This is a genomic window from Micromonospora sp. M42 (genome assembly GCF_000568915.1).
In the GTDB taxonomy this organism is placed as follows: domain Bacteria; phylum Actinomycetota; class Actinomycetes; order Mycobacteriales; family Micromonosporaceae; genus Micromonospora; species Micromonospora chalcea.
In genome coordinates this window covers 3,092,000-3,111,655 of sequence record NZ_KK037233.1, presented here as the reverse complement: position 1 = coordinate 3,111,655, position 19,656 = coordinate 3,092,000, and the positions used below count along the sequence as shown (strand labels likewise).

At 73.7% G+C, this 19,656-nt stretch carries 22 protein-coding genes and 3 pseudogenes; 12 read left to right on the top strand and 13 right to left on the bottom strand.

The genetic code is table 11. The annotated features are described in order from the left end of the window. Positions 1–237 (top strand): annotated as a pseudogene (locus MCBG_RS13975) (GNAT family N-acetyltransferase); the annotation flags it as partial. 174 nt (positions 238–411) lie between these two features. Here MCBG_RS13975 and MCBG_RS13970 read toward each other — a convergent pair. The 4 genes from MCBG_RS13970 to MCBG_RS13955 all read right to left on the bottom strand — a co-directional run bounded on the left by MCBG_RS13970 (position 412) and on the right by MCBG_RS13955 (position 3,506). After that, entirely contained in the window at positions 412–1,113 is a 702-nt protein-coding gene (locus tag MCBG_RS13970) for a TetR family transcriptional regulator (protein ID WP_043326093.1), read from the bottom strand. After that, the gene (locus MCBG_RS13965) at positions 1,052–1,534 is read right to left on the bottom strand and encodes a thiol-disulfide oxidoreductase DCC family protein (protein ID WP_043326091.1); all 483 of its coding nucleotides are present in this window, start codon (positions 1,532–1,534) and stop codon (positions 1,052–1,054) included. Before MCBG_RS13965 ends, MCBG_RS13970 begins: the two co-directional genes overlap by 62 nt. Beyond that, positions 1,531–1,968, bottom strand: a complete 438-nt coding sequence (locus MCBG_RS13960; RefSeq protein WP_043326089.1) for a hypothetical protein — start codon at positions 1,966–1,968, stop codon at positions 1,531–1,533. Before MCBG_RS13960 ends, MCBG_RS13965 begins: the two co-directional genes overlap by 4 nt. A gap of 83 nt (positions 1,969–2,051) precedes the next feature. Beyond that, positions 2,052–3,506 (bottom strand): glycoside hydrolase family 3 protein, encoded by a 1,455-nt coding sequence (locus MCBG_RS13955; protein WP_043326087.1) that lies wholly within the window; start codon positions 3,504–3,506, stop codon positions 2,052–2,054. Positions 3,507–3,630: 124 nt separating this feature from the next. On the opposite strand from MCBG_RS13955, the gene MCBG_RS13950 reads away from it, so the two are divergent. Further along, a complete protein-coding gene (locus MCBG_RS13950) occupies positions 3,631–4,836 on the top strand; it encodes an ROK family transcriptional regulator (protein ID WP_030500934.1) in 1,206 nt (401 codons plus the stop codon). 85 nt (positions 4,837–4,921) lie between these two features. Here MCBG_RS13950 and MCBG_RS13945 read toward each other — a convergent pair whose 3' ends face one another. Both MCBG_RS13945 and MCBG_RS13940 read right to left on the bottom strand, forming a co-directional pair. Then, a complete protein-coding gene (locus MCBG_RS13945) occupies positions 4,922–5,932 on the bottom strand; it encodes an ABC transporter permease subunit (RefSeq protein ID WP_043326085.1) in 1,011 nt (336 codons plus the stop codon). After that, on the bottom strand, positions 5,929–6,939 hold the full coding sequence (locus MCBG_RS13940; protein ID WP_043326083.1) for an ABC transporter ATP-binding protein: 1,011 nt from the start codon (positions 6,937–6,939) through the stop codon (positions 5,929–5,931). The genes MCBG_RS13945 and MCBG_RS13940 overlap by 4 nt, the downstream gene beginning before the upstream one ends. Positions 6,940–7,071: 132 nt before the next feature. Here MCBG_RS13940 and MCBG_RS13935 point away from each other — a divergent pair. From MCBG_RS13935 to MCBG_RS13925, 3 genes and pseudogenes are all read left to right on the top strand, one after another. Next, positions 7,072–7,405, top strand: a pseudogene (locus MCBG_RS13935) (ATP-binding cassette domain-containing protein); the annotation flags it as partial. Between the two features lie 144 nt (positions 7,406–7,549). Beyond that, positions 7,550–7,846, top strand: a pseudogene (locus MCBG_RS13930) (ABC transporter ATP-binding protein); the annotation flags it as partial. Between the two features lie 17 nt (positions 7,847–7,863). Then, positions 7,864–8,760, top strand: a complete 897-nt coding sequence (locus MCBG_RS13925; RefSeq protein ID WP_043326081.1) for a ribokinase — start codon at positions 7,864–7,866, stop codon at positions 8,758–8,760. 45 nt (positions 8,761–8,805) lie between these two features. Here MCBG_RS13925 and MCBG_RS13920 read toward each other — a convergent pair whose 3' ends face one another. Next, complete coding sequence (locus tag MCBG_RS13920; protein WP_043326078.1) at positions 8,806–9,570, bottom strand: hypothetical protein; 765 nt, start codon at positions 9,568–9,570, stop codon at positions 8,806–8,808. Between the two features lie 94 nt (positions 9,571–9,664). Here MCBG_RS13920 and MCBG_RS13915 point away from each other — a divergent pair, with 94 nt between their 5' ends. Then, a complete protein-coding gene (locus MCBG_RS13915; protein ID WP_157560783.1) occupies positions 9,665–11,095 on the top strand; it encodes an alpha/beta fold hydrolase in 1,431 nt (476 codons plus the stop codon). Here MCBG_RS13915 and MCBG_RS13910 read toward each other — a convergent pair. Both MCBG_RS13910 and MCBG_RS13905 read right to left on the bottom strand, forming a co-directional pair. Then, a complete protein-coding gene (locus tag MCBG_RS13910; RefSeq protein WP_369799307.1) occupies positions 11,092–11,655 on the bottom strand; it encodes a DUF6232 family protein in 564 nt (187 codons plus the stop codon). The genes MCBG_RS13915 and MCBG_RS13910 overlap by 4 nt on opposite strands. 88 nt (positions 11,656–11,743) lie before the next feature. Next, complete coding sequence (locus tag MCBG_RS13905; protein ID WP_043326076.1) at positions 11,744–12,307, bottom strand: DUF6232 family protein; 564 nt, start codon at positions 12,305–12,307, stop codon at positions 11,744–11,746. 131 nt (positions 12,308–12,438) lie between these two features. On the opposite strand from MCBG_RS13905, the gene MCBG_RS13900 reads away from it, so the two are divergent. Continuing rightward, positions 12,439–13,212: an enoyl-CoA hydratase-related protein gene (locus MCBG_RS13900; protein WP_043326074.1), complete on the top strand. Its 774-nt coding sequence runs from the start codon at positions 12,439–12,441 to the stop codon at positions 13,210–13,212. Between the two features lie 70 nt (positions 13,213–13,282). Next, positions 13,283–14,905, top strand: coding sequence for an acetolactate synthase (locus MCBG_RS13895; protein ID WP_043326072.1), 1,623 nt, complete (start codon positions 13,283–13,285; stop codon positions 14,903–14,905). Between the two features lie 56 nt (positions 14,906–14,961). Here the strand turns inward: MCBG_RS13895 and MCBG_RS13890 are convergent, their stop codons facing one another. The 3 genes from MCBG_RS13890 to MCBG_RS13880 are packed head-to-tail and all read right to left on the bottom strand — an operon-like array spanning position 14,962 to position 16,066. Further along, positions 14,962–15,357, bottom strand: coding sequence for a PLD nuclease N-terminal domain-containing protein (locus MCBG_RS13890; RefSeq protein ID WP_043326070.1), 396 nt, complete (start codon positions 15,355–15,357; stop codon positions 14,962–14,964). Positions 15,358–15,383: 26 nt separating this feature from the next. After that, positions 15,384–15,683 carry a DUF202 domain-containing protein gene (locus tag MCBG_RS13885; protein WP_030500921.1) on the bottom strand — a complete coding sequence of 100 codons (300 nt, stop codon included), beginning with the start codon at positions 15,681–15,683 and terminating at the stop codon, positions 15,384–15,386. After that, on the bottom strand, positions 15,680–16,066 hold the full coding sequence (locus MCBG_RS13880) for a YidH family protein (protein ID WP_030500920.1): 387 nt from the start codon (positions 16,064–16,066) through the stop codon (positions 15,680–15,682). The genes MCBG_RS13885 and MCBG_RS13880 overlap by 4 nt, the downstream gene beginning before the upstream one ends. A 41-nt stretch (positions 16,067–16,107) precedes the next feature. On the opposite strand from MCBG_RS13880, the gene MCBG_RS13875 reads away from it, so the two are divergent. The 4 genes from MCBG_RS13875 (at position 16,108) to MCBG_RS13860 (ending at position 19,241) form a co-directional block, all read left to right on the top strand. Then, positions 16,108–16,905, top strand: coding sequence for a GNAT family N-acetyltransferase (locus tag MCBG_RS13875; RefSeq protein ID WP_043326068.1), 798 nt, complete (start codon positions 16,108–16,110; stop codon positions 16,903–16,905). A 2-nt stretch (positions 16,906–16,907) separates the two neighbouring features. Beyond that, positions 16,908–17,312: a hypothetical protein gene (locus tag MCBG_RS13870; RefSeq protein ID WP_043330576.1), complete on the top strand. Its 405-nt coding sequence runs from the start codon at positions 16,908–16,910 to the stop codon at positions 17,310–17,312. A gap of 177 nt (positions 17,313–17,489) precedes the next feature. Beyond that, positions 17,490–18,269, top strand: coding sequence for an electron transfer flavoprotein subunit beta/FixA family protein (locus MCBG_RS13865; protein WP_043326066.1), 780 nt, complete (start codon positions 17,490–17,492; stop codon positions 18,267–18,269). Positions 18,270–18,281: 12 nt separating this feature from the next. Further along, positions 18,282–19,241, top strand: a complete 960-nt coding sequence (locus MCBG_RS13860; protein ID WP_043326064.1) for an electron transfer flavoprotein subunit alpha/FixB family protein — start codon at positions 18,282–18,284, stop codon at positions 19,239–19,241. Between the two features lie 95 nt (positions 19,242–19,336). On the opposite strand, the gene MCBG_RS13855 is transcribed toward MCBG_RS13860, so the two are convergent. Further along, positions 19,337–19,656, bottom strand: a 320-nt coding sequence (locus MCBG_RS13855; RefSeq protein WP_223201215.1) for an anti-sigma factor, incomplete at its 5' end; no start/stop codon positions are given.

Here is a 19,656-nt window from a genome sequence, read left to right as displayed (position 1 = left end):
GGGGTGGGGATCAAGCGGCACGACTCGTACGGGCACGAGCTGGCGGTGGGCACGGTGCCGGCCGCGCGCGGGCGCGGCCCCCGGCGGCTGGTCGCGCAGGCGGCGCGCCGGGTGCTGGACGAGGGAGCGATTCCCACCTACCTGCACGACCCGGGCAACGCGGCGTCCGGCCGGGTGGCCGAGGCGGCCGGGTTCCCGGATCGCGGCTTCACCGCGTTCGGCGTGTTCCCCCGCTGAGCCGGCCCGGCTCGGCGCGGACCGTGGATCCCGGGCCGGATCCACGGTCCGCAGCTCTCCCCCAGGCCCCGACACCGGTAACGCTATGTGTATTACCGACCGTGAACAAGGGGTGTGTTGCTGTCCGGTTGCGGACTCTCACCTGCGAAATCGCTGGCAGGTGCGCGGGCGAGGTCAGTGACGCAGCGTATGGATGAGGGCGAGCGCCTGCCGGGTGGCCGGCCGCAGCACGCGCAGCCGGGACAGCCCCACCAGCCGGTCCACGAGCGGCACCACGCCGTCGATGAGCTGGCGGGTCTTGACCTGCCCGTCCGAGCGGTCGTGCACCCAGTAGAGCACCACACCCATGTAGCCGAGCCAGAGCAGCTCGGGCAGCGCCTCGCGCAGCTCGTCGTCGAGCTTGACAGTGGACCCGGTGAGGGCCTCGCGGAACAGCGCTATCGACATGTCCCGCGGCTCCGACGACTCGGCGGAGAACGGGCTGAGCGGCGAGGTCGGCTCGGCCGCCGTCTTGAAGAAGGCGCCCGCGAACGCGTGGTACGGGCTCAGCACGTCGATGCCCGCGTGCAGCACCCCGGCCAGCCGCGCGGCGAACTCCCGCTCCCGGGCGAGCACCGGGCCGGCCGCCTCCCGGTGATCGCGCTGGGTGCCCGCGTAGAACTCCTGGACCAGGTGCTCCTTGGAGCCGAAGTAGTAGTAGGCGTTGCCCACCGCCACGCCGGCCTCCTGGGCGACCGCCCGCATGGTGGTGCGCGCGTACCCGCGCTCGCGGAACAACCGCATCGCGGTGTCCAGGATCAACTGGCGGGTCTGCTCACCCCGGGCCGTCGACCCCTGCCCACCCGCAGCGGTCGTCGGCGCACTCTGCTCGGTCATCGTCGTCACCGTATCCCGGTTCCCGGATCCGTTCGCGGACCGCGGAGGCCGCCGCCACCACCCGCCGGGCCAGCGGCAGCAGGTGCGGGCGGGCCAGCCGCTCGGCCGTACCCCGATGCTCGGCGAGCGCCCAGAGGCAGGCGAACCAGGCGCCGTCGCCGCTGTAGACCGCGCCCGTGTCGGCCACCACTGTCAGGTCCCGCAACGTCGCGTCGTGGTCGAGGCCGGGGAAGCGCCGCCGGGCCTCGGCGGACCCGGCCGGCACGAACTCCAGGGGTACGAGCTGGGGCCGCGAGGCGAGCCACCGCCGGGCGCCCCGGCACATCGGGCAGCCCGCGTCGAACAGGACGGTGAACCCGCGGATCCCACCGGCCCCGTGCCCGGTGGGATCCGACGGGCGCCCGCCCGGGGCGGACGTCACCGGGCCGGCGGGTTCGGGCCGCCTGCCGGTACGGGCCCACCCTGCGGCGGGAGGATACGGACCGGCGGCAGCGGCGGGTGGGTGGCCTGCTGCCGCAGGCGGCCGCGCCGGTAGCGGCCGAGCGCGAAGACGTTGAAGAAGTGCAGCGCGCCCAGTACCAGCAGGACCAGGCCCACCTTCATGGAGAGCTGCTCCAGCGCCTGGCTGGTGTCGCCGACCGGGCCGGACTCCTTCATCGCCACCGTGACGTAGCCGAGGTTGAGCAGGTAGAAGCCGACCACGAGCAGGCTGTTGACCGCCTCGGCCAGCCGGCTGTCGGCGAACACGTCCTGCAGGAACACCAGCCCGTTGCGGGACAGTGCCCGGGCCACCCAGATGGTCAGACCGATGCTGACCGCGAGGTAGGCCAGGTACATCCAGACCTTCACGTCCATCCCCGTCGCCTCTCTTGAACGTGTTCAAATCAAGGACGCCCTGAGCGTACGACAGATTTTGAACGTGTTCAAGAGTGATGCGGTCAGCCGGTCAGGCCCAGCGTCTGCGCGGCGGCGCGGCCGTTGGCGTGGCTGGCGCCATGGGTGGCGACGAACGCGCGCACGCCAGCCGGCCGCCACGCGCCCGGCCAGCCCATCTCGACCACTGTCACCTGATGCGTGGCGGCCAGCGCCTCGACCAGCTCCCGCGCAGCGGGCAGCCGGTGCAGGTGCCGCCCGACCAGCACGACCGGCCGGTCCCCGGCGAGCCGCCGCAGCTTCTCCGGGTCGGTCTCGCCCGCCACCGCGCGGGCCTGCTCGATCCCGGCGGCCAGGTGCGGGCCGAGCCCCCACGGCACCCGCCCCTCGGCGACGGTGGAGGTGGCGTGCACCTGCACCACCAGGGGTGCGGCGGCGCGGGTGAGGTCGCCCTCGACCCGTACCGCCCGCAGCGCGGCGGCGTAGCCGAGGCCGTCGGTGGCGGGCGGCGGGGCGGCGGCGGGGCCGGTGGCGGCGGCGAGCGTGGCGGTCCGGCCGGCCGCCTCCTCGACCCGCTCGCGCGCCAGCCGCCCGTCGCCGATCGCCGCGACGATCTCGGCGGCGACCGACTCGACCAGCTCGGCGTCGACCCGGGCGCCGATGCAGAGCAGGTCCGCGCCGGCCGCCAGCGCCCGGACCGCGCCCGTGCCGACCCCGCCGGCGGCGAGCACCGCGCCCTTCATCTCCAGCGCGTCGGTGACTACCGCGCCGGTGAAGCCGTACTCGACGCGCAGCAGGTCGTGCAGGACCGCGCGGCTGAACGTGGCCGGGCCGTCGCCGGTCAGCGCCGGCACCCGGATGTGCGCGGTCATCACCGCGCGGACGCCCGCGTCGACCACCGCGGCGAACGGCGGCAGGTCCCGTTCCCGCAGGACGGCCGGCGGCACGTCGACTGTGGGCAGCTCGTGGTGGGAGTCGGCGACTGTGGCGCCGTGCCCGGGGAAGTGCTTGGCGCAGGCGGCCACGCCCGTCGACTGGAGGCCGGCGACGGCGGCGGCCGAGTGGACCGCCACCCGCTTCGGGTCGGCGCCGAACGAGCGGGTGCCGATGACCGGGTTCTCGTCGGCGGTGTTCACGTCGACGGTGGGCGCCAGGTCGAGCGTGACGCCGAGCGCGGCCAGCTCGGCGCCGATCGCCGCGTACACCTCGCGGGTCAGCGCGGGGTCGTCGACGGTGCCGAGCGCGGCGTTGCCCGGGTACGGGCTGCCGGTGGCGTGGGCCAGCCGGGTGACGTCGCCGCCCTCCTCGTCGATCGCGACGATCACGTCGGGGCGGCCGGCGCGCAGTGCCGCCGTGGACGCCGCGACCTGGGCCGGGTCGTGGATGTTGGTGCCGAACAGGGTGTGCCCGGCGAGCCCGTCGGCGAGCAGGTCGACCGCCCAGTCCGGCGGGACCGGACCCGGGTACGCGGCCAGCAGCGTGCCCAGCGCGAGCCGCCGGAGTCCTGGATCCTGACCCACGAGTATCCCCTTTCCCTGCCGGGTCGTCCGACCTTCGCGGATCGGGGCGGCCGATACGCTAACGGACGCCCCTCGGCAGGCGTTTTGTGGTTAGAAAACTTTACTGAAAATTGAGGACGACGGCATGAGTGCGACCCGGCTGCCCGGTACCCCCCGACTCCTGCGGGCGCTCAACGATCGTGCGGCGCTGGAGCTGCTGCTCGAACGCGGCCCGCTGACCCGGGCCCGGATCGGTGAGCTGACCGGGCTGTCCAAGGTCACCGCGTCCCAGCTCGTCGAACGGCTGGAGGAGCGCGGCCTGGTCGCCCGGGTCGGCGAGCAGGCCGGCGGGCGGGGCCCGAACGCCCAGCTCTACGCCGTCCGGCCGAGCAGCGCGTACGTGGTGGGCGTGGACGTCGGCGCGGAGCGGGTGGTGGCGGCCTGCGCCGACATCACCGGTACGGTGGCCGGCCGGGTCGAGCAGTCCACGAAGGACACCGACGACCCGGTCGGGGTGGTGCACAACGCGGTGGTCCAGGCGGCCAGCAGCGCCGGGGCGGAGCTGTCCGCCGTCCGGCGCGTCGTGCTCGGCACCCCCGGCCTGGTGGACCCGCAGACCGGTGACATCACCTTCGCGTTCAACCTGCCGCGCTGGCACAGCGGCCTGCTCGCCGCGCTGCGCGAGGACCTGGACACCCCGGTCGTGTTCGAGAACGACGTGAACCTCGCCGCGGTGGCCGAGGCGCAGTCCGGCGCGGCCCAGGGCACTTCCGACTTCGTGCTGGTCTGGGTGGACGCCGGCGTCGGCCTGGCGATCATGCTGGGCGGGCGGCTGCACCACGGCAGCAGCGGCGCGGCCGGCGAGATCGGCTACCTGCCGGTGCCCGGCGCGCCCATCCCGCGCGACGTGTCCAAGCGGGCCAAGCCGGCATTCCAGCAGCTCGTCGGCGCCGACGCGGTACGCGCGGTGGCCGCCGAGCACGGCTTCGCCACCCCGAAGGCGGCGGAGCAGGGCGTCGCGGCGGCCCGAGCGGCCGAGGTGGTACGCGCGGCGATCGCGGCCGGCACCGCCGGTGGGCCGATGCTGGACGAGCTGGCCCGCCGGCTGGCGCTCGGCGTGGCGAGCACCTGCGTGGTGCTGGACCCGCCGCTGGTGGTGCTCGCCGGCGCGGTCGGGCAGGCGGGCGGGGCGGCGCTGGCCGAGCGGGTGCAGCACGAGGTCGCCGCGATCACGCTCGTCCGGCCCCGGGTGGTGACCACCGGGCTGACCGAGGAGCCGATCCTGCGCGGCGCGCTGCGTACCGCGCTGGACGCGGTGCGCGACGAGGTGTTCGGCTCGACGGTCGGCTGACCGCGTCGTGCGCCCTGACGCCATGTGAAGGAATCCTTCATCATGGCGTCAGGGTTCGCAAGGAGTTGCCGGGCCTGCCCTTCCGTCACATCAGGTCGCGGCGGCGGAACACCGTGAACGCCGCGGCCACGAGCGCGCCGGTGAGCCCGAGCAGCACCACCAGACCCGACGGCCAGGTCACCGTGTACGAGCCGTCGCAGTAGCCGGAGATCCCGGGGCCGCAGGCGTTGCCGTCCCAGAGCCGCACCTCACCGGAGAGCCAGGCCGCCAGATAGCTGGACAGCATGTACCGGTCCGGCCGGCCCACCTGGAGGATCTGGAACACCAGCCGTGCCCCCAGCTCCCACACCACCACGTACGCGGCCACCGCGCCGAGCGCCGCCGACGTCAGCCGGCCCAGCGTGGCGACGGCGAAGCCGAGCGCCGCGGCGAGCAGCACCAGCACCAGGCCGCGCCCCCAGATCGCGGCGAGCGACGGCCAGAAGTCGCCGCCGGTCCGCCCCACCAGACCGGACGCCTGGCCGATCAACCAGAACGCCCCGAGGTACGCCACCGAGGCCAGCACCGACAGGCCGACCAGCCCGCCCAGCAGCGTGCCCAGCTTCGCGGCGAGCACCGTCGACCGCCGGGGCCGCCACAGCAGCAGGTTGACCACCCCGCCCGAGTTCAGGTCGGCCCCGATGTACGAGGCGCCGACCAGGAACCCGAACAGCGTCAGGAACGCGATCAGGAAGTAGAGCAGCGGCTCGGCCTCCTTGGCGAAGACGAAGACACCGCTGAGGTAGTCGGCCGCGGTCGGCAGCTCGTCGAGCTGGGCCGGGTCGATCTGGGCGCAGTCGCGCGGCAGGTAGTCGTTCTCGGCCGGCGGGAGCGAGCCCTCCCGGATCCGCAGGCAGCGGTCGTACGTCATCTCCATCTCGCGGACGCTCTCCGCCGCCTGCGCCTGCGCGCGGCTCAGCTCCGCCGGGCTGGGCCGGTGCGAACCGGCGAGGGTGGTCACCACCGTCACCGCGAAGGCGGCAGCCAGCAGCACCACCATGAGCTGCACGAAGCGCCGGGCGGCCAGCCGCTCCAGCTCGGCACGGACCAGGTTCACGCGTCCACCTCCCGGCTCTCCCGGACGTCGAGGTCGATCACTCCGTCGCTCGGCGGCGCGCCGTCGACCTGCCGCGGCACCTCCACGCCCATGTGCTCGTGGTCGCCGGTCAGTTCCAGGAAGACGCTTTCCAGGTCCGGCCGCAGCGGGACCAGTTCGCGTACCCACACGCCCTGCTCGCCGAGCGTCCGGCTGATCGTCTCCGGATCCTCCACGCCGGTCACCACCAGGTGGTCCGGCCCGGCCGTCACCGACAGACCGGCCCGGCCCAGCAGGTCACCGGCCTGCTCCGGGTCGGCCACCCGCACCCGCCACTGGTGCTGGTCGAAGCCGGCCAGCACCTCCTCCACCGGCCCGTACGCGACCCGCCGCCCCCGGCTGACGATCGTCACGTGGTCGCAGATCAACTGGATCTCGGCCAGGATGTGACTGGAGAGCAGCACCGTCACCCCGGCCTCGGCGAGCGACCGGGTCAGGTCGCGCATCTCCCGGATGCCGGCCGGGTCCAGCCCGTTCGCCGGCTCGTCCAGGATCAGCAGCTCCGGGTTCTTCAGCAGGGCCGAGGCGACCGCCAGCCGCTGCTTCATGCCCAGCGAGTAGCCCTTGACCCGCTCGTGGCCCCGGTCCCGCAGCCCGACCTGCTCCAGCACCTCGTCCACCCGGACGGTCGGCACGCCACCGGCCACGGCCAGCAGCCGCAGCGTCCGGTGCGCGGTGAAGTTGGCGAAGAACTGCGGGCTCTCCACGATCGCGCCGACCCGGCCGGCCACGTCCGGCAGGCGCTCGGGTGAATCGGCGCCCAGCACGCGCATCCGCCCGGCGTCCGGCCGGACCAGCCCGAGCAGCGCACGCAGCGTGGTGGTCTTGCCGGACCCGTTCGGCCCCAGGAAACCGTGCACCTGACCCGCCTCGACCAGCATGTCGAAGCCGTCGACGGCGACCCGCCGCCCCTGGCGCAGCGAGTGGAACGTCTTGCGGAGGCCGGCGATCTCGATGACCGCGCTCATCCGCGCGCCTTCCGGCAGCGGTCGGGCATGGGTGTCCTTCCGGAAGCGGTGACCAACGACACGGCGCCCCACCCTATGGTGGCGACGCCTCCCGTGGGGGGCACCGTGCCGGATGCGTGATTGGATGGTGCGGTGACTGGTGACCTGATCCCCGGCGCCCCGGGCGCCCCCGCCCCCTCGACCGTGGACGCGGATCTGGTGGTCAGCCTCGACGGGGTCGGCGTCAAGCGTTCCGGCACGGCGCTGGTGCACGACGTCGACTGGCGGGTCGAGCTGGACGAACGGTGGGTGGTGCTCGGGCCGAACGGCGCGGGCAAGACGACACTGCTCAACCTGGCCTCCGGCCGGCTGTACCCGACCAACGGCGTCGCCCACGTGCTCGGCGAGCGCATCGGCCGCACCGACGTCAACGAGCTGCGTACCCGCATCGGCCTGTCCACCGCGACGCTCGCCGAGCGGATCCCCACTCGACTCAGCTTAAACATCGAGCTGCCACGGGTTGAATATCTGGTATCTTCATTCGTGCGGGTGGTTACCAGTCGGCATGTCGATTAATGGTTAGCCGTGCTAATCGGACTGGTAGTCCTGGACGACGAAGATGGACATCTTGTTGCTGCTGCTGCTCGACGAGCCGGCCGCCGGGCTCGACCTGGGCGCGCGCGAGGACCTGGTGGCCCGGCTGGCCGAGCTGGCGTACGACCCGGACGCGCCGGCGATGGTGCTGGTCACCCATCACGTCGAGGAGATCCCGCCGGGCTTCACGCACGCGCTGCTGCTGCGCGAGGGCGGCGTGGTGGCGCAGGGCCTGCTCGGCGACGTGCTCACCGCCGACAACCTGTCGAAGACGTTCGGCCTGCCGCTGGTGGTCACGCGGTCCGGCGACCGCTGGGCCGCCCGCGCCGCCTGAGCGACGGGACGGACACCGTGCCGCAGACCCGGATCGCCGTCGTCGGCAGCGCCAACATGGACCTGGTCGGCATCGGCGCGGCGCTGCCCCGGCCGGGTGAGACGGTGCTGGGCAGCGACTTCGTCATGCTGCCCGGCGGCAAGGGCGCCAACCAGGCGGTCGCCGCGGTACGCGCCGGCGCCTCCTGCGTCTTCCTCGGCGCGATCGGCTCGGACTCGTTCGGCGTGACGCTGCGGGCCCGGATGACAGCGGCCGGCGTGGACACCGGGCACCTGCGCGTGGTCTACGGCCCGTCCGGCGTCGCCCTGGTCATGGTCGGCGGCGCGGGGGAGAACGCCATCCTGGTCACGCCGGGCGCGAACGCCGCGTTCACGTCGCCGACCGCCGACGAGCTTTCCGCCGTACGCGATGCGGACGTGCTGGTCGCGCAGCTGGAGGTGCCGGTCGAGACGGTGACCGAGGCGGCGCTCGCGGCCCGTTCGGCGGGCACCCGGGTGGTGCTCAACGCCGCGCCGGCCCGGCCGGTGCCGGCCGAGCTGCTGGCGGCCACCGACCTGCTCGTGGTGAACGAGCCGGAGGCGCAGGCGTTGACCGGTCGCGGCCGGGACGAGCCGGCGGCGCTGCTGGATCTGGTGCCCCGGGCGGTGCTCACGCTCGGCGGCGACGGCGCCTGGTACGTCGACCGGGAGCGACCGGCGACGCACGTGCCGGCGGTGCCGGTGGACGTGGTCGACTCGACCGCCGCCGGCGACGCGTTCACCGCGGCGCTCGCCGTGGCCTGGGGTGAGGGGCGGGACCTGGCCGACGCGGTGCGCTGGGCGGCGGCCGCCGGTGCGGCGTGCGTACGCAAGCTCGGCGCCTCGGTTGCGCTGCCGCACCGCGTGGAGATCGACGAGCTGTTCGCCGACTGTTAAGAAGGGCCCCTTTCACTACCGGAGGCGTTAACAAGGGGCCCTTCCTTACACCTCGTCGGTGAGGCGTTCGCCGCGTCGCCGCAGCATGCCGAGCCCGGGGATGCCGGCGACCGCGAGCTTGAGGTCGCGGGTGACGTCCAGCAGGTCGTGCAGGTCCGGGCCGACCCGGTCCAGCGTGGCCAGGATCGGCAGCACGTCCGAGGTGAGGTGGTCCTTGAGCTTCGGCAACTCGTCCACGAGACGGATCGCTGCGGTCACCTCCTCCGGGCTGAGCTGCTCCACGAAACGCGCCGCCATCGGCGCGGCCCGGCGCAGCGTCGCCTCGTACGCGGCCAGCAGCTCGTTCGCGACGCCGGTGGCCTTCTCGGCGGTGGCGAGGGTGCCCACCGCCCGCGCGGTCACCGTCTCCGCCTCGGTGACCACACCGGCCGCGCTGCGGGCCACCCGGTCCGCCTCGCCGACCACGGTGGCCGCCGCCGCGGAGACCCGCTGCGCCTCGCCGACCACCACCGTCGCGGCGGCGGCCACCTCGGTCGCCGTGTCGATCGCCGCGGTCGCGGCGGCACTGATCACCGCCACCTCGCGGACCGCCGTCTCGGCGTCGGCCAGCACCCGGTCGGTGCGGTCGAGCGTGCCCTCGATCCGGTCCACCACTCCGTCGATCCGCCGGACCAGCGCCTCCACCTGGTCGAGGACGGCGAAGGCGCGAGCGGGTACCGAGGCCATCGTGGCGGCGGAGCCGAGCGCCTGGTCCACTGCGGTACGGGTGAGGCCGAGCAGGGCGCCGGGCCGGGGGAGAGGGATCGCCATGGCATCCAGTGTGCGGCGTCGCGGCCAGTGCCGCCCGGCGGCAGCCAGGCGGCGAAGGTCACGCCGGGCCGCCGACGCGGCGTAGGGTGCCGGCATGCCCACCCCCGGCCCGGCGTCGCGGCGAACGCTCGCCTGCGGCGTGGTCGCGCTGCTCGCCGTTGTCCTCGGCGCCCTGCTCCTGGTCCGCGCCGACGCCGGGCTGAGCACCGCGCGGGCGACGGTGGCCGGGGTGCCGCTGACCGAGGTACGGGCCGACGGCGGGGCCGGTGACCTGCGGCCCGGGGTGGTGATCGCGCACGGCTTCGCCGGGTCGGCCCGGCTGATGCGGCCGCTGGCCGACTCGGTGGCCCGCCAGGGCGGCGTCGCGGTGCTGCTCGACTTCGCCGGGCACGGCGCCAGCGGGTCCCGGCTGCCCGGCGCCGCGCGGGACGAGGAACGCGCCCGGGCGCGGCTGCGGCACGACCTGGACGTGGCGGTCGGGTGGCTGCGCGGGCGTCCCGGCGTCGACAGGGACCGGATCGTCCTGGTCGGGCACTCGATGGGCGCCGGCGCTGTCGTCCGGTACGCGGTGGCGCATCCGGAGATCGACCGGACGGTGGCGATCTCGCTGCCCGACGGCGGTGACGTGCCGGCCGGCTGGCCGGGGAACCTGACGCTGGTGGTGGGCGGGCTGGAGTTCGCCGGCTTCCGCCAGGCCGTCGACGAGGCGACCCGGGACGCGCCACCGGGTTCCCGGACGCGGGTGGTGGCGCCCGGCGTCGAGCACGTGTCGGTGCTGTTCGCGCCGCGTACCCACGCCGCGGTGCTCGACGCGCTCCCGGGCCGTACCGGCGGGCCGGAGCCGTCCCCGCTGACCCGACCGGGCGGCGCCGGGCTGCTGCTGGCCGGGCTCGCGCTGGGTTTCGTGCCGCTTGCGGCCCTGCTGCCGCGCCGGGCGCGGCCGGGCGCGGGCGGTCCGCGTACCGGCTGGTGGCTGGCCGCGACGGTGCCGGCGGCCGGGCTGGGCGCGGTGTCCGCCGCGCTGCTGCCGCCCGCCCGCCTGCCGCTCGCCGTGGGCGGATACGTCGCCGTGTTCCTGCTGCTCACCGGCGTGCTGCTGGCCGCCGCGGCACGCTACGCGCGCCCCGGTGGGACACCGCCGACCGCGAGCGGCGTCCGGTCCGCGGTGGTCGCTGTCGCGTTCCTCGGGTACGCGGTGCTCGCCGTCGCGCTGCCGCTTCATCTCGGGCTCACCTCGACCGTGCCGGTCGGGGCCCGGTGGTGGCTGCTGCCCCTGGTGGCGTTCTGCTGCCTGGTGTTCCTGCTCGGCGCCGAGCGGCTCGCGGGCGGCGACGGCCTCCGCTACGCGGCCACCGGCGGCATCGCCGTGCTGGTGCTGGCCGCCGCGACGGTGCTCGGCCTGGCGCCCGGGTTCGTGCTGCTGGTGGTGCCGCTGTTCCGCCACCTTGTGGCCCTGCCAGCCGCCCTGGGCCCGCGGTGTTGCGCCGCCCGGGCAGCGCCCTTGGTGGCTGGCCCCCGCTGCTAGGGGGCGGTGCTGCTGGGCCTGGCCCGATCGCTACCCACGCTGCCGCTGGCCCTGACCGGCGCCGGTCGGCTCAAGCGCCCGGTCGGTCTGCTGTTCCCACGGGCACGTTGCACGGCCCGGTAGATCTGCCCGAAACCGCAGCGCGTCGGGCGTGCGGGACCAGCATCGTCTCCCGGCCCGTGGTGCTGCACCCACAGTTCGTGCACCCGGTTGCCGCGCTCGTAGGAGCGGTCCAGCCAGCCGAGCGGCACCTCCAGGAACGGAGTGAGCGCCAGGCCGATCACCACGAACGCGGCCAGGATGATCAGGGCCAGTTTCCACTCGCCCCGGTCCTGCGCCGACCAGGCGAGGGAGAGCACGCAGACCACGGCGACCAGTGGTGGCAGCGACAGCAGCAGGACCAGCACCCCGCGTCCCAGCACCCGTCCCCGGACCGCGAGGGTGGTGGCGCCGCGCTCGTGCCAGACGTACGTGACGTCGGCGAGCGCGACGACCCGACCACCCGCGTGGATCGCGTCCGAGGTGACCTGCACCGCGTCGTCCCGGTAATAGAGGGCCATAAATCAGCCTAACCGCGTGTGTCGACACCGGACGGTCGGGCGTCGGTAGGGTGACGGTATGGCGGGCGGGGCCGGGCGAGCAGGATACCTACGGCCTGTTGCGCGGGCTGGGCCTGCTGCCGGACGAGCCGATCACGTTCTGACCCGTCGCGGCAGGACCGGTCGCGGCAGGGTCGGCCGCGGGACGACCGGGCGCGGCCGGCAGGCTCTCCATGGCCCGCTGCACCGCCCGGTAGATCTGGCCGAAGCGCATCGCGTCCCGGGTGTGCAGCAGCCGCACCGGACGACCCCGCCAGTCGGCCCACATCTCCATCTCCCGGCTGCCCCGGGCGTAGGAGCGGTCCAGGTACTCGAAGAGGAAGTCGGCCACCGGCCCGACGGCCAGGCCGATCAGCACCGAGATCCCGACGATGGCGATGGTGACCACCGCCGAGCGTTGCAGCCACACGGCCAGCCCGATGCCCAGCACGGCGGTGACCAGCGGCCCGGCGATCGCGGCCCCGATCGCGCCGCGCCCGGCGAGCACCCGCCACGAGCGTTCGCCCCGCCGGTGCCACACCGTGGTGAGTTCGGCGAGCGGGTAGGTGCGCCCGTCCACCCGTACCGTGGTGGAGGTGACCTGGACGGACCGGTCGTCGAAGTAGGTGATCATGACCTCACTCCCGGTGGCGGGGCGGCGGCGACTCCGGCGGCTACCTGGGGAGTCGCCGACACCACACTGTCTACCCCAACGAGGCGAGCCGTAAGGTTGGCACGCGACTTCGACGAGGAAGTGAGGGCAGCGTGGGCGAGTTCGTCAAGCTGGAATCCAAGGACGGCATCGGCACCATCCGGCTGGAGCGGCCGCCGATGAACGCGCTCAACACCCAGGTGCAGGAGGAGTTGCGCGCCGCCGCTGCGGCGGCCACCGCCGACGCCGAGGTCCGCGCCGTCATCGTGTACGGCGGCGAGAAGGTCTTCGCGGCCGGCGCGGACATCAAGGAGATGGCCGACATGTCCTACGTGGACATGGCGGAGCGCGCGGCCGACCTGTCCAGCGCGCTCGGCGCGATCTCCCGTATCCCGAAGCCGGTCGTGGCCGCGATCACCGGGTACGCGCTCGGCGGCGGCTGCGAGCTGGCGCTGGCCTGCGACTGGCGGATCGTGGCCGAGGACGCCAAGCTCGGCCAGCCGGAGATCAAGCTCGGCATCATCCCGGGCGCGGGCGGCACGCAGCGGCTGGCCCGCCTGGTCGGCCCGGCCCGCGCCAAGGACCTGATCATGACGGGTCGGATGGTCGACGCCGCCGAGGCGCTGCGGATCGGCCTGGCCGACCAGGTGGTGCCGGCCGCGGAGGTCTACGACGCCGCGGTGGCGTACGTGAAGCCGTTCCTGACCGGGCCGGCGCAGGCGCTGCGGGCGGCGAAGGCGGCCGTCGACGCGGGTCTGGACATGGACCTCACCTCGGGCCTGGCCTGGGAGAGTCAGCTCTTCGCGGCGCTGTTCGCCACCGACGACCGGCGCGAGGGCATGACCGCGTTCGTGGAGAAGCGCAAGCCGGGCTTCACCGGCCGCTGACGCGAGAGCTGTTCACATCTGCTGTACCGGCCAGTAACGTGACCCCGGTCGGTCGATGAAGGGGAATGGCATGACGGAACGGGTCGAGGGCCACGGCGGCGATCTGGCGCTCGCGGCACTGCGCGCGCACGGCGTACGGGAGATGTTCACGCTCTCCGGCGGGCACGTCTTCCCGCTCTACGACGCCGCCCACAAGGCGGGCTTCCCCCTCTACGACGTGCGGCACGAGCAGTCCGCCGTGTTCGCCGCCGAGGCGGTGGCCAAGCTCCAGCGCCGCCCCGGCCTGGCCGTGCTCACCGCCGGCCCCGGCGTCACCAACGGCGTCTCCGGCCTGACCAGCGCGTTCTTCAACGCCTCGCCGGTGCTGGTGCTCGGCGGGCGGGCCCCGCAGTTCCGCTGGGGCTCGGGCAGCCTCCAGGAGATGGACCACCTGCCGCTGGTCGCGCCGGTGACCAAGCACGCCGAGACGGTGTTCAGCGCCGACGACATCCCGCGCGCGGTGTCGGCGGCGCTGACCACCGCGCTCACCCCGCACCGCGGCCCGGTGTTCCTGGACTTCCCGCTGGAGGCGGTCTTCTCGGTCGGTGACGCCGACCTGCCGGCGGTCACGCCGCCGGCACCGATCGAGCCGGACCCGGACGAGGTCGCGAAGGCGGCCCGCCTGATCGCCGGCGCGTCCCGGCCGGTGATCATCGCCGGCTCCGACGTGTACGCGGGCGACGCCGTCGAGGCGCTGCGTGCCGCCGCCGAGTCGCTGCGGGTGCCGGTGTTCACGAACGGGATGGGCCGGGGCGCGCTGCCGCCGGAGCACCCGCTCGCGTTCGCCAAGGCCCGCCGGGTCGCGCTCAAGGGCGCCGACGTGGTCGTGGTGATCGGCACCCCGCTGGACTTCCGGCTCTCCTTCGGCGACTTCGGCGACGCCCAGGTGGTGCACGTGGTGGACGCGCCCAGCCAGCGGGCCGGGCACGTGCAGCCGGCCGCCGCGCCCGCCGGTGACCTGCGGCTGATCCTCGGCGCGTTCGCCGACCACACCGGTGACCGGGCCGACCACGCCGACTGGATCGCCGAGCTGCGTACCGCCGAGGACGCGGCGAAGGCCCGCGACGCCGAGGAGATGGCCGCCGAGAGCGACCCGATCCGCCCGGCCCGGATCTACGGCGAGCTGCGCAAGGTGCTCGCCCCGGACGCCGTCACCATCGGCGACGGCGGCGACTTCGTGTCGTACGCCGGGCGCTACCTGGAGCCGGCCCAGCCCGGCACCTGGCTCGACCCCGGCCCGTACGGGTGCCTCGGCACCGGCATGGGCTACGCGATGGGCGCCCGGATCAGCCACCCGGACCGGCAGATCTGCGTGCTGATGGGCGACGGCGCGGCCGGCTTCTCGCTGATGGACGTGGAGTCGCTGGTCCGGCAGAAGCTGCCGGTGGTGATCGTGGTCGGCAACAACGGCATCTGGGGGCTGGAGAAGCACCCGATGCGGGCGATGTACGGCTACGACGTGGCCGCCGACCTCCAGCCCGGGCTGCGCTACGACAAGGTGGTCGAGGCGCTCGGCGGCGGGGGCGAGACGGTGGAGAAGGCGGCCGACCTCGGGCCCGCGCTGGGGCGCGCGTTCGACTCGGGCGTGCCGTACCTGGTGAACGTGCTGACCGACCCGGCTGACGCGTACCCCCGGTCGTCGAACCTGGCCTGACCGCGGCGCGTGCGGGGCCGTCCGCCGGGTGACCGGCGGGCGGCCCGCGGCGCGTGTCAGACCTCGGGGCGGTCCCGGTCGTCCGGGCGGCGCAGCTCCTCCTCGCGGCGGCGCAGGTCCTCCTCCCACAGCCGCAGCCGTTCCTGGTCCTCGCGGCGGGACCGCTCGTCGAGCGAGGCGAGGAACTCCGGGTCGTCGTCCGGGGCGAGCGGGCGACCGGCCGGGGCGGCGGGCCGGGCCGCGCCGGTGACGCCGGTGGTTCCGGCCGGGCGCTCGCGGCCCACCAGGAACCAGGCGATCGAGCCGACCAGCGGGAAGAACAGAATGATCAGCACCCAGATCATCCGGGGCAGCGCCTTGACCTTCTCCTCGTCGGCGGAGAGGCAACTGATCAGCGCGACGACCGCGAGGACGACCTGAACCAGGAAGAGCAGCACGTAGAGGCGGGCCATGCCCCATGATGGCTCACCCGCGCACGTCAGCGCACCCCGCCCAGCACGTGCGCCACGCCGAGCACCGCAAGTCCGGCCGCCCCGATCGCGGTCAGCGGCACCGACCAGCTGTCGAACCGCCGCGGCCCTGCGCCGGTGGCCCGGTGCCACGTCACCACGAGCACGGCGAGCCAGACCAGGAGCGCTGCTCCGGTCAGCAGCGCGTCGAGGACCCGGCCGGTGAACGCCAGCCGGAGCTGCAGCAGCAGCACCGCGGTCAGCGTGAGCAGCGTCCGCCGCCAGGCCAGCCGGGTGCGTTCGGGTTGCAGGCCGGGGTCGCGGGTCATCCCGCGCCACCCAGCAGCACGGCGGCCACCAGCAGCAGCGCGCCGATCGCGACGATCAGCGCCAGCACGGCCGGGAAGCGGGATGCGGGCAGTTCCTCGTCCAGCCGCATGGCCCGTTCGGTGCGCGCCCAGTGGTCGACCGCCCGGATCGAGACGGTCGCGCCGAGCAGCAGCAGCGCGATCGCGAGCGCCTCGCGCAGGTGGGCCAGGCGCAGCGGCGGGAGGAACTGCGCCGCGGCGAGCCCGCCCGCCACCAGCGCCAGGCCGGTACGCAGCCAGGCCAGGAACGTCCGTTCGTTCGCCAGCGAGAAGCGGTAGTCCGGCGGGTTGCCGACCGAACGCAGCTCACGCGGGTCGAACCAGTTCTTGATCGACTCCCACACGCTGCCGATTATCCGCTTTGCCCCGCGCCTAGCCTGGGGGGATGACCGATCTTGACGCGCGTGAGCTGCGCGCCGCCTACGACGCACAGATTCGACCGGAGCTGCCGGACCCGCTGCCGGACGGGGTGACGGTGGAGCGCGACGGCCCGCTGTTCCGCGTGCTCGGCCTCGACCACCGTGGCTTCCTCACCTACCGGACGCTGGACGGCCTGGCCGGCGCCGAGCTGGACGCGCTGATCGCCCGGCAGGTCGAGGTCTTCCGGGCTCGGGGCGAGTCGGTCGAGTGGAAGCTCGCCGGTCACGACGAGCCGGCCGACCTGGGCGACCGGCTGCGCGCCGCCGGCTTCGTACCCGAGGACCAGGAGACCGTCGTGGTCGGCCCGGTCGCGCCGCTCGCCGCCGCCGTCCCGGTGCTCCCCGAGGGGGTACGCCTGCGCGAGGTCACCAGCCGGGCCGACCTGGAGCGCATCGCCGCCATGGAGGAGGAGGTCTGGCGGGAGGACCGCAGCCACCTGGTGTACGGGCTGGCCCGGGAGGTCGAGGCCGATCCGCAGTCGATCACGATCGTGGTGGCCGAGGCCGGGGAGACGGTGGTCAGCGCCGGCTGGATCCGCTACCAGCGCGGCACCGGCTTCGCCAGCCTCTGGGGCGGCTCGACGCTGCCGCAGTGGCGCAAGAAGGGCATCTACCGGGCGCTCGTGGCGTACCGGGCGCGGCTGGCGCAGCAGCGCGGCAAGACGCTGCTGCAGGTGGACTGCTCGCCGGACAGCCGGCCCATCCTGGAGCGGCTCGGACTCGTTGCGGTCACCACCTCCACGCCGTACGTATACACTCCGTGATCATGGAACGGTTGACGGCGGACGAGCGGCTCACCCTGAAGACCGGCGCGTTCGGCGCGGTCTTCCTGGTCTCCAACGCCGTACCCGGGGTGCTGGCGATGGTGCGGGAGAGCTTCGCCGCCTCCGGAGCACTCGCCGAGGTGGGGGGCGTGGTCAAGGAGGCGCTCACCACCGGCCCGCTGCCGCAGCTGCCCCGGGACTCGGCCCTGGAGGTCGAGTCCGTGGTGCTGCCCGCGCTGGGCCGGTCGATGGAGATCCTCCGGGACAAGTCGCCCGCCGACGCCGAGACGTACCGGTCGGTGGTGCTCGCAGCGGCGGAGCGGGTGGCGCAGGCGCACCGGGGCATCGAGCCGGCCGAGGCGGCGGCGATCGAGAAGATCACCCAGGCGCTGGCCGGATCGGCCTGATGCCGGTGACCTGCGTCACTGCGGGCGGTCGGGGTGCCCATGCTACTTGCGGGTAACATTGCGCTCGTGGGGAAGTGCACAGCTGCCCGCGGTTGACCCACGTTCCGTCACGCGGGAGGCTGCGCCCGTGACCGGGCGAGTGATCGCAACACCAAACAGGAGGGTCGTCGAAGCGCGATGAATATCGTCGTACTCGTCAAGCAGGTGCCTGATTCGGGCGCGGACCGCAGCCTGCGTGCTGACGACAACACCGTCGACCGCGGTTCGGCGAACAACGTCATCAATGAGATGGACGAGTACGCCATCGAAGAGGCGTTGAAGATCAAGGAAGCACACGGCGGTGAGGTCACCATCCTGACGATGGGTCCGGACCGGGCGACCGAGTCGATCCGTAAGGCGCTGTCGATGGGCCCGGACAAGGCCGTCCACGTGGTGGACGACGCCCTGCACGGTTCCTGCGCGGTGGCCACCTCCAAGGTCCTCGCCGCCGCGCTCGGGCAGTTGAACGCCGACCTGGTCCTGTGCGGTGCGGAGTCGACCGACGGCCGGGTGCAGGTGATGCCGCACATGATCGCCGAGCGGCTGGGTGTGGCGGCGCTGACCGGCGCGCGGAAGCTGACCGTGGACGGGTCGGCCCTGACGGTGGAGCGGCAGACCGAGGAGGGCTACGAGGTGGTCACCGCCTCGACCCCGGCTGTGGTCTCCGTGTGGGACACGATCAACGAGCCGCGGTACCCGTCGTTCAAGGGCATCATGGCCGCGAAGAAGAAGCCGGTGCAGACGCTCTCCCTGGGCGACCTGGGCGTGGCCCCGGCGGAGGTGGGCTTCGACGGCGCCACCAGCGCTGTGGTGGAGCACTCGAAGCGGCCGCCGCGTTCCGGCGGGGAGAAGATCACCGACGAGGGCGACGGCGGCGTGAAGCTGGTCGAGTTCCTCGCCTCCGAGAAGTTCGTGTGAGAGGTCACTGACATGTCTGAGGTTCTCGTCGTCGTCGAAGCCACCCGGGAGTTCGGCGTCAAGAAGGTCACCCTGGAGATGCTCACCCTCGCCCGCGAGCTGGGCACCCCGAGCGCCGTCGTGCTCGGTGGCGCCGGCGCCGCCGAGGCGCTGAGCGCCAAGCTCGGCGAGTACGGCGCGGAGAAGATCTACGCGGCCGAGGGTGAGGAGATCGACGGCTACCTGGTGGCCCCCAAGGCGACTGTGGTCGCCGAGCTGGTCAAGCGTGTCCAGCCGGCGGCCGTGCTGCTGGCTTCGTCGCAGGAGGGCAAGGAGATCGCCGCCCGCCTCGCGGTCAAGCTGGACAACGGCATCCTGACCGACGTGGTCGGCCTGGCCGCGGACGGCACCGCCACCCAGGTGGCGTTCGCCGGCTCCACCATCGTCAAGTCCAAGGTCACCAAGGGCCTGCCGCTGGTCACCGTCCGGCCGAACTCGCTGAACCCGGTCCCGGCCGCGGCCAGCCCGGCGGTGGAGCAGCTCACCGTGTCGGTCACCGACGCGGACAAGCTCGCCAAGGTCGTGGAGCGGGTCGCGGAGCAGAAGGGCTCCCGCCCCGAGCTGACCGAGGCGTCGGTGGTCGTGTCCGGCGGGCGTGGTGTCGGTAACGCGGACAACTTCAAGCTGGTCGAGGAGATGGCCGACCTGCTCGGCGGCGCGGTCGGCGCGTCCCGCGCGGCGGTCGACTCCGGCTACTACCCGCACCAGTTCCAGGTCGGTCAGACCGGCAAGACGGTCTCTCCGCAGCTGTATGTCGCGCTGGGTATCTCCGGGGCGATCCAGCACCGGGCCGGCATGCAGACCTCGAAGACCATCGTCGCGGTCAACAAGGACGCCGAAGCGCCGATCTTCGAACTCGCCGACTACGGCGTGGTCGGCGACCTGTTCAAGGTCGTCCCCCAGGCCGCCGACGAGATCCGCAAGCGCAAGTGAGCGTCGCGTGAAAAGGCCGCCGCCCGGTGCACCGGGCGGCGGCCTTTCTCGTAGGGAGCTGATCGGCGGGCCGGGGAGCTGAGCCGGCCCGCCGATCAGCCCGTCAGGGTGCCCCTCAGCAGGCTGTCGCCGGAGTGGCCGGGCTTGTTGTCGTACTGCTCCGCGCTGACGTCGACAACGGTGTAGGTGCGCAGGTCGACGTTCGGGGGGATCGGCAGCAGCGCGTCCCCCGAACCGTTGCTCAGCGTACCCACGGAGAACATCTTCATCGTGTTCGGATCGATCAGCCAGACCTCGTAGTACCCCGGAACGCTCGGGAGATTCGCCACGTGCAGATGCAATCGATTGTCACCGAGCACCCGGGCGTCGCCGGAGGCGTCCTTCGGCGTCGAGCCGAACGCGGCGAGCGGCGCGC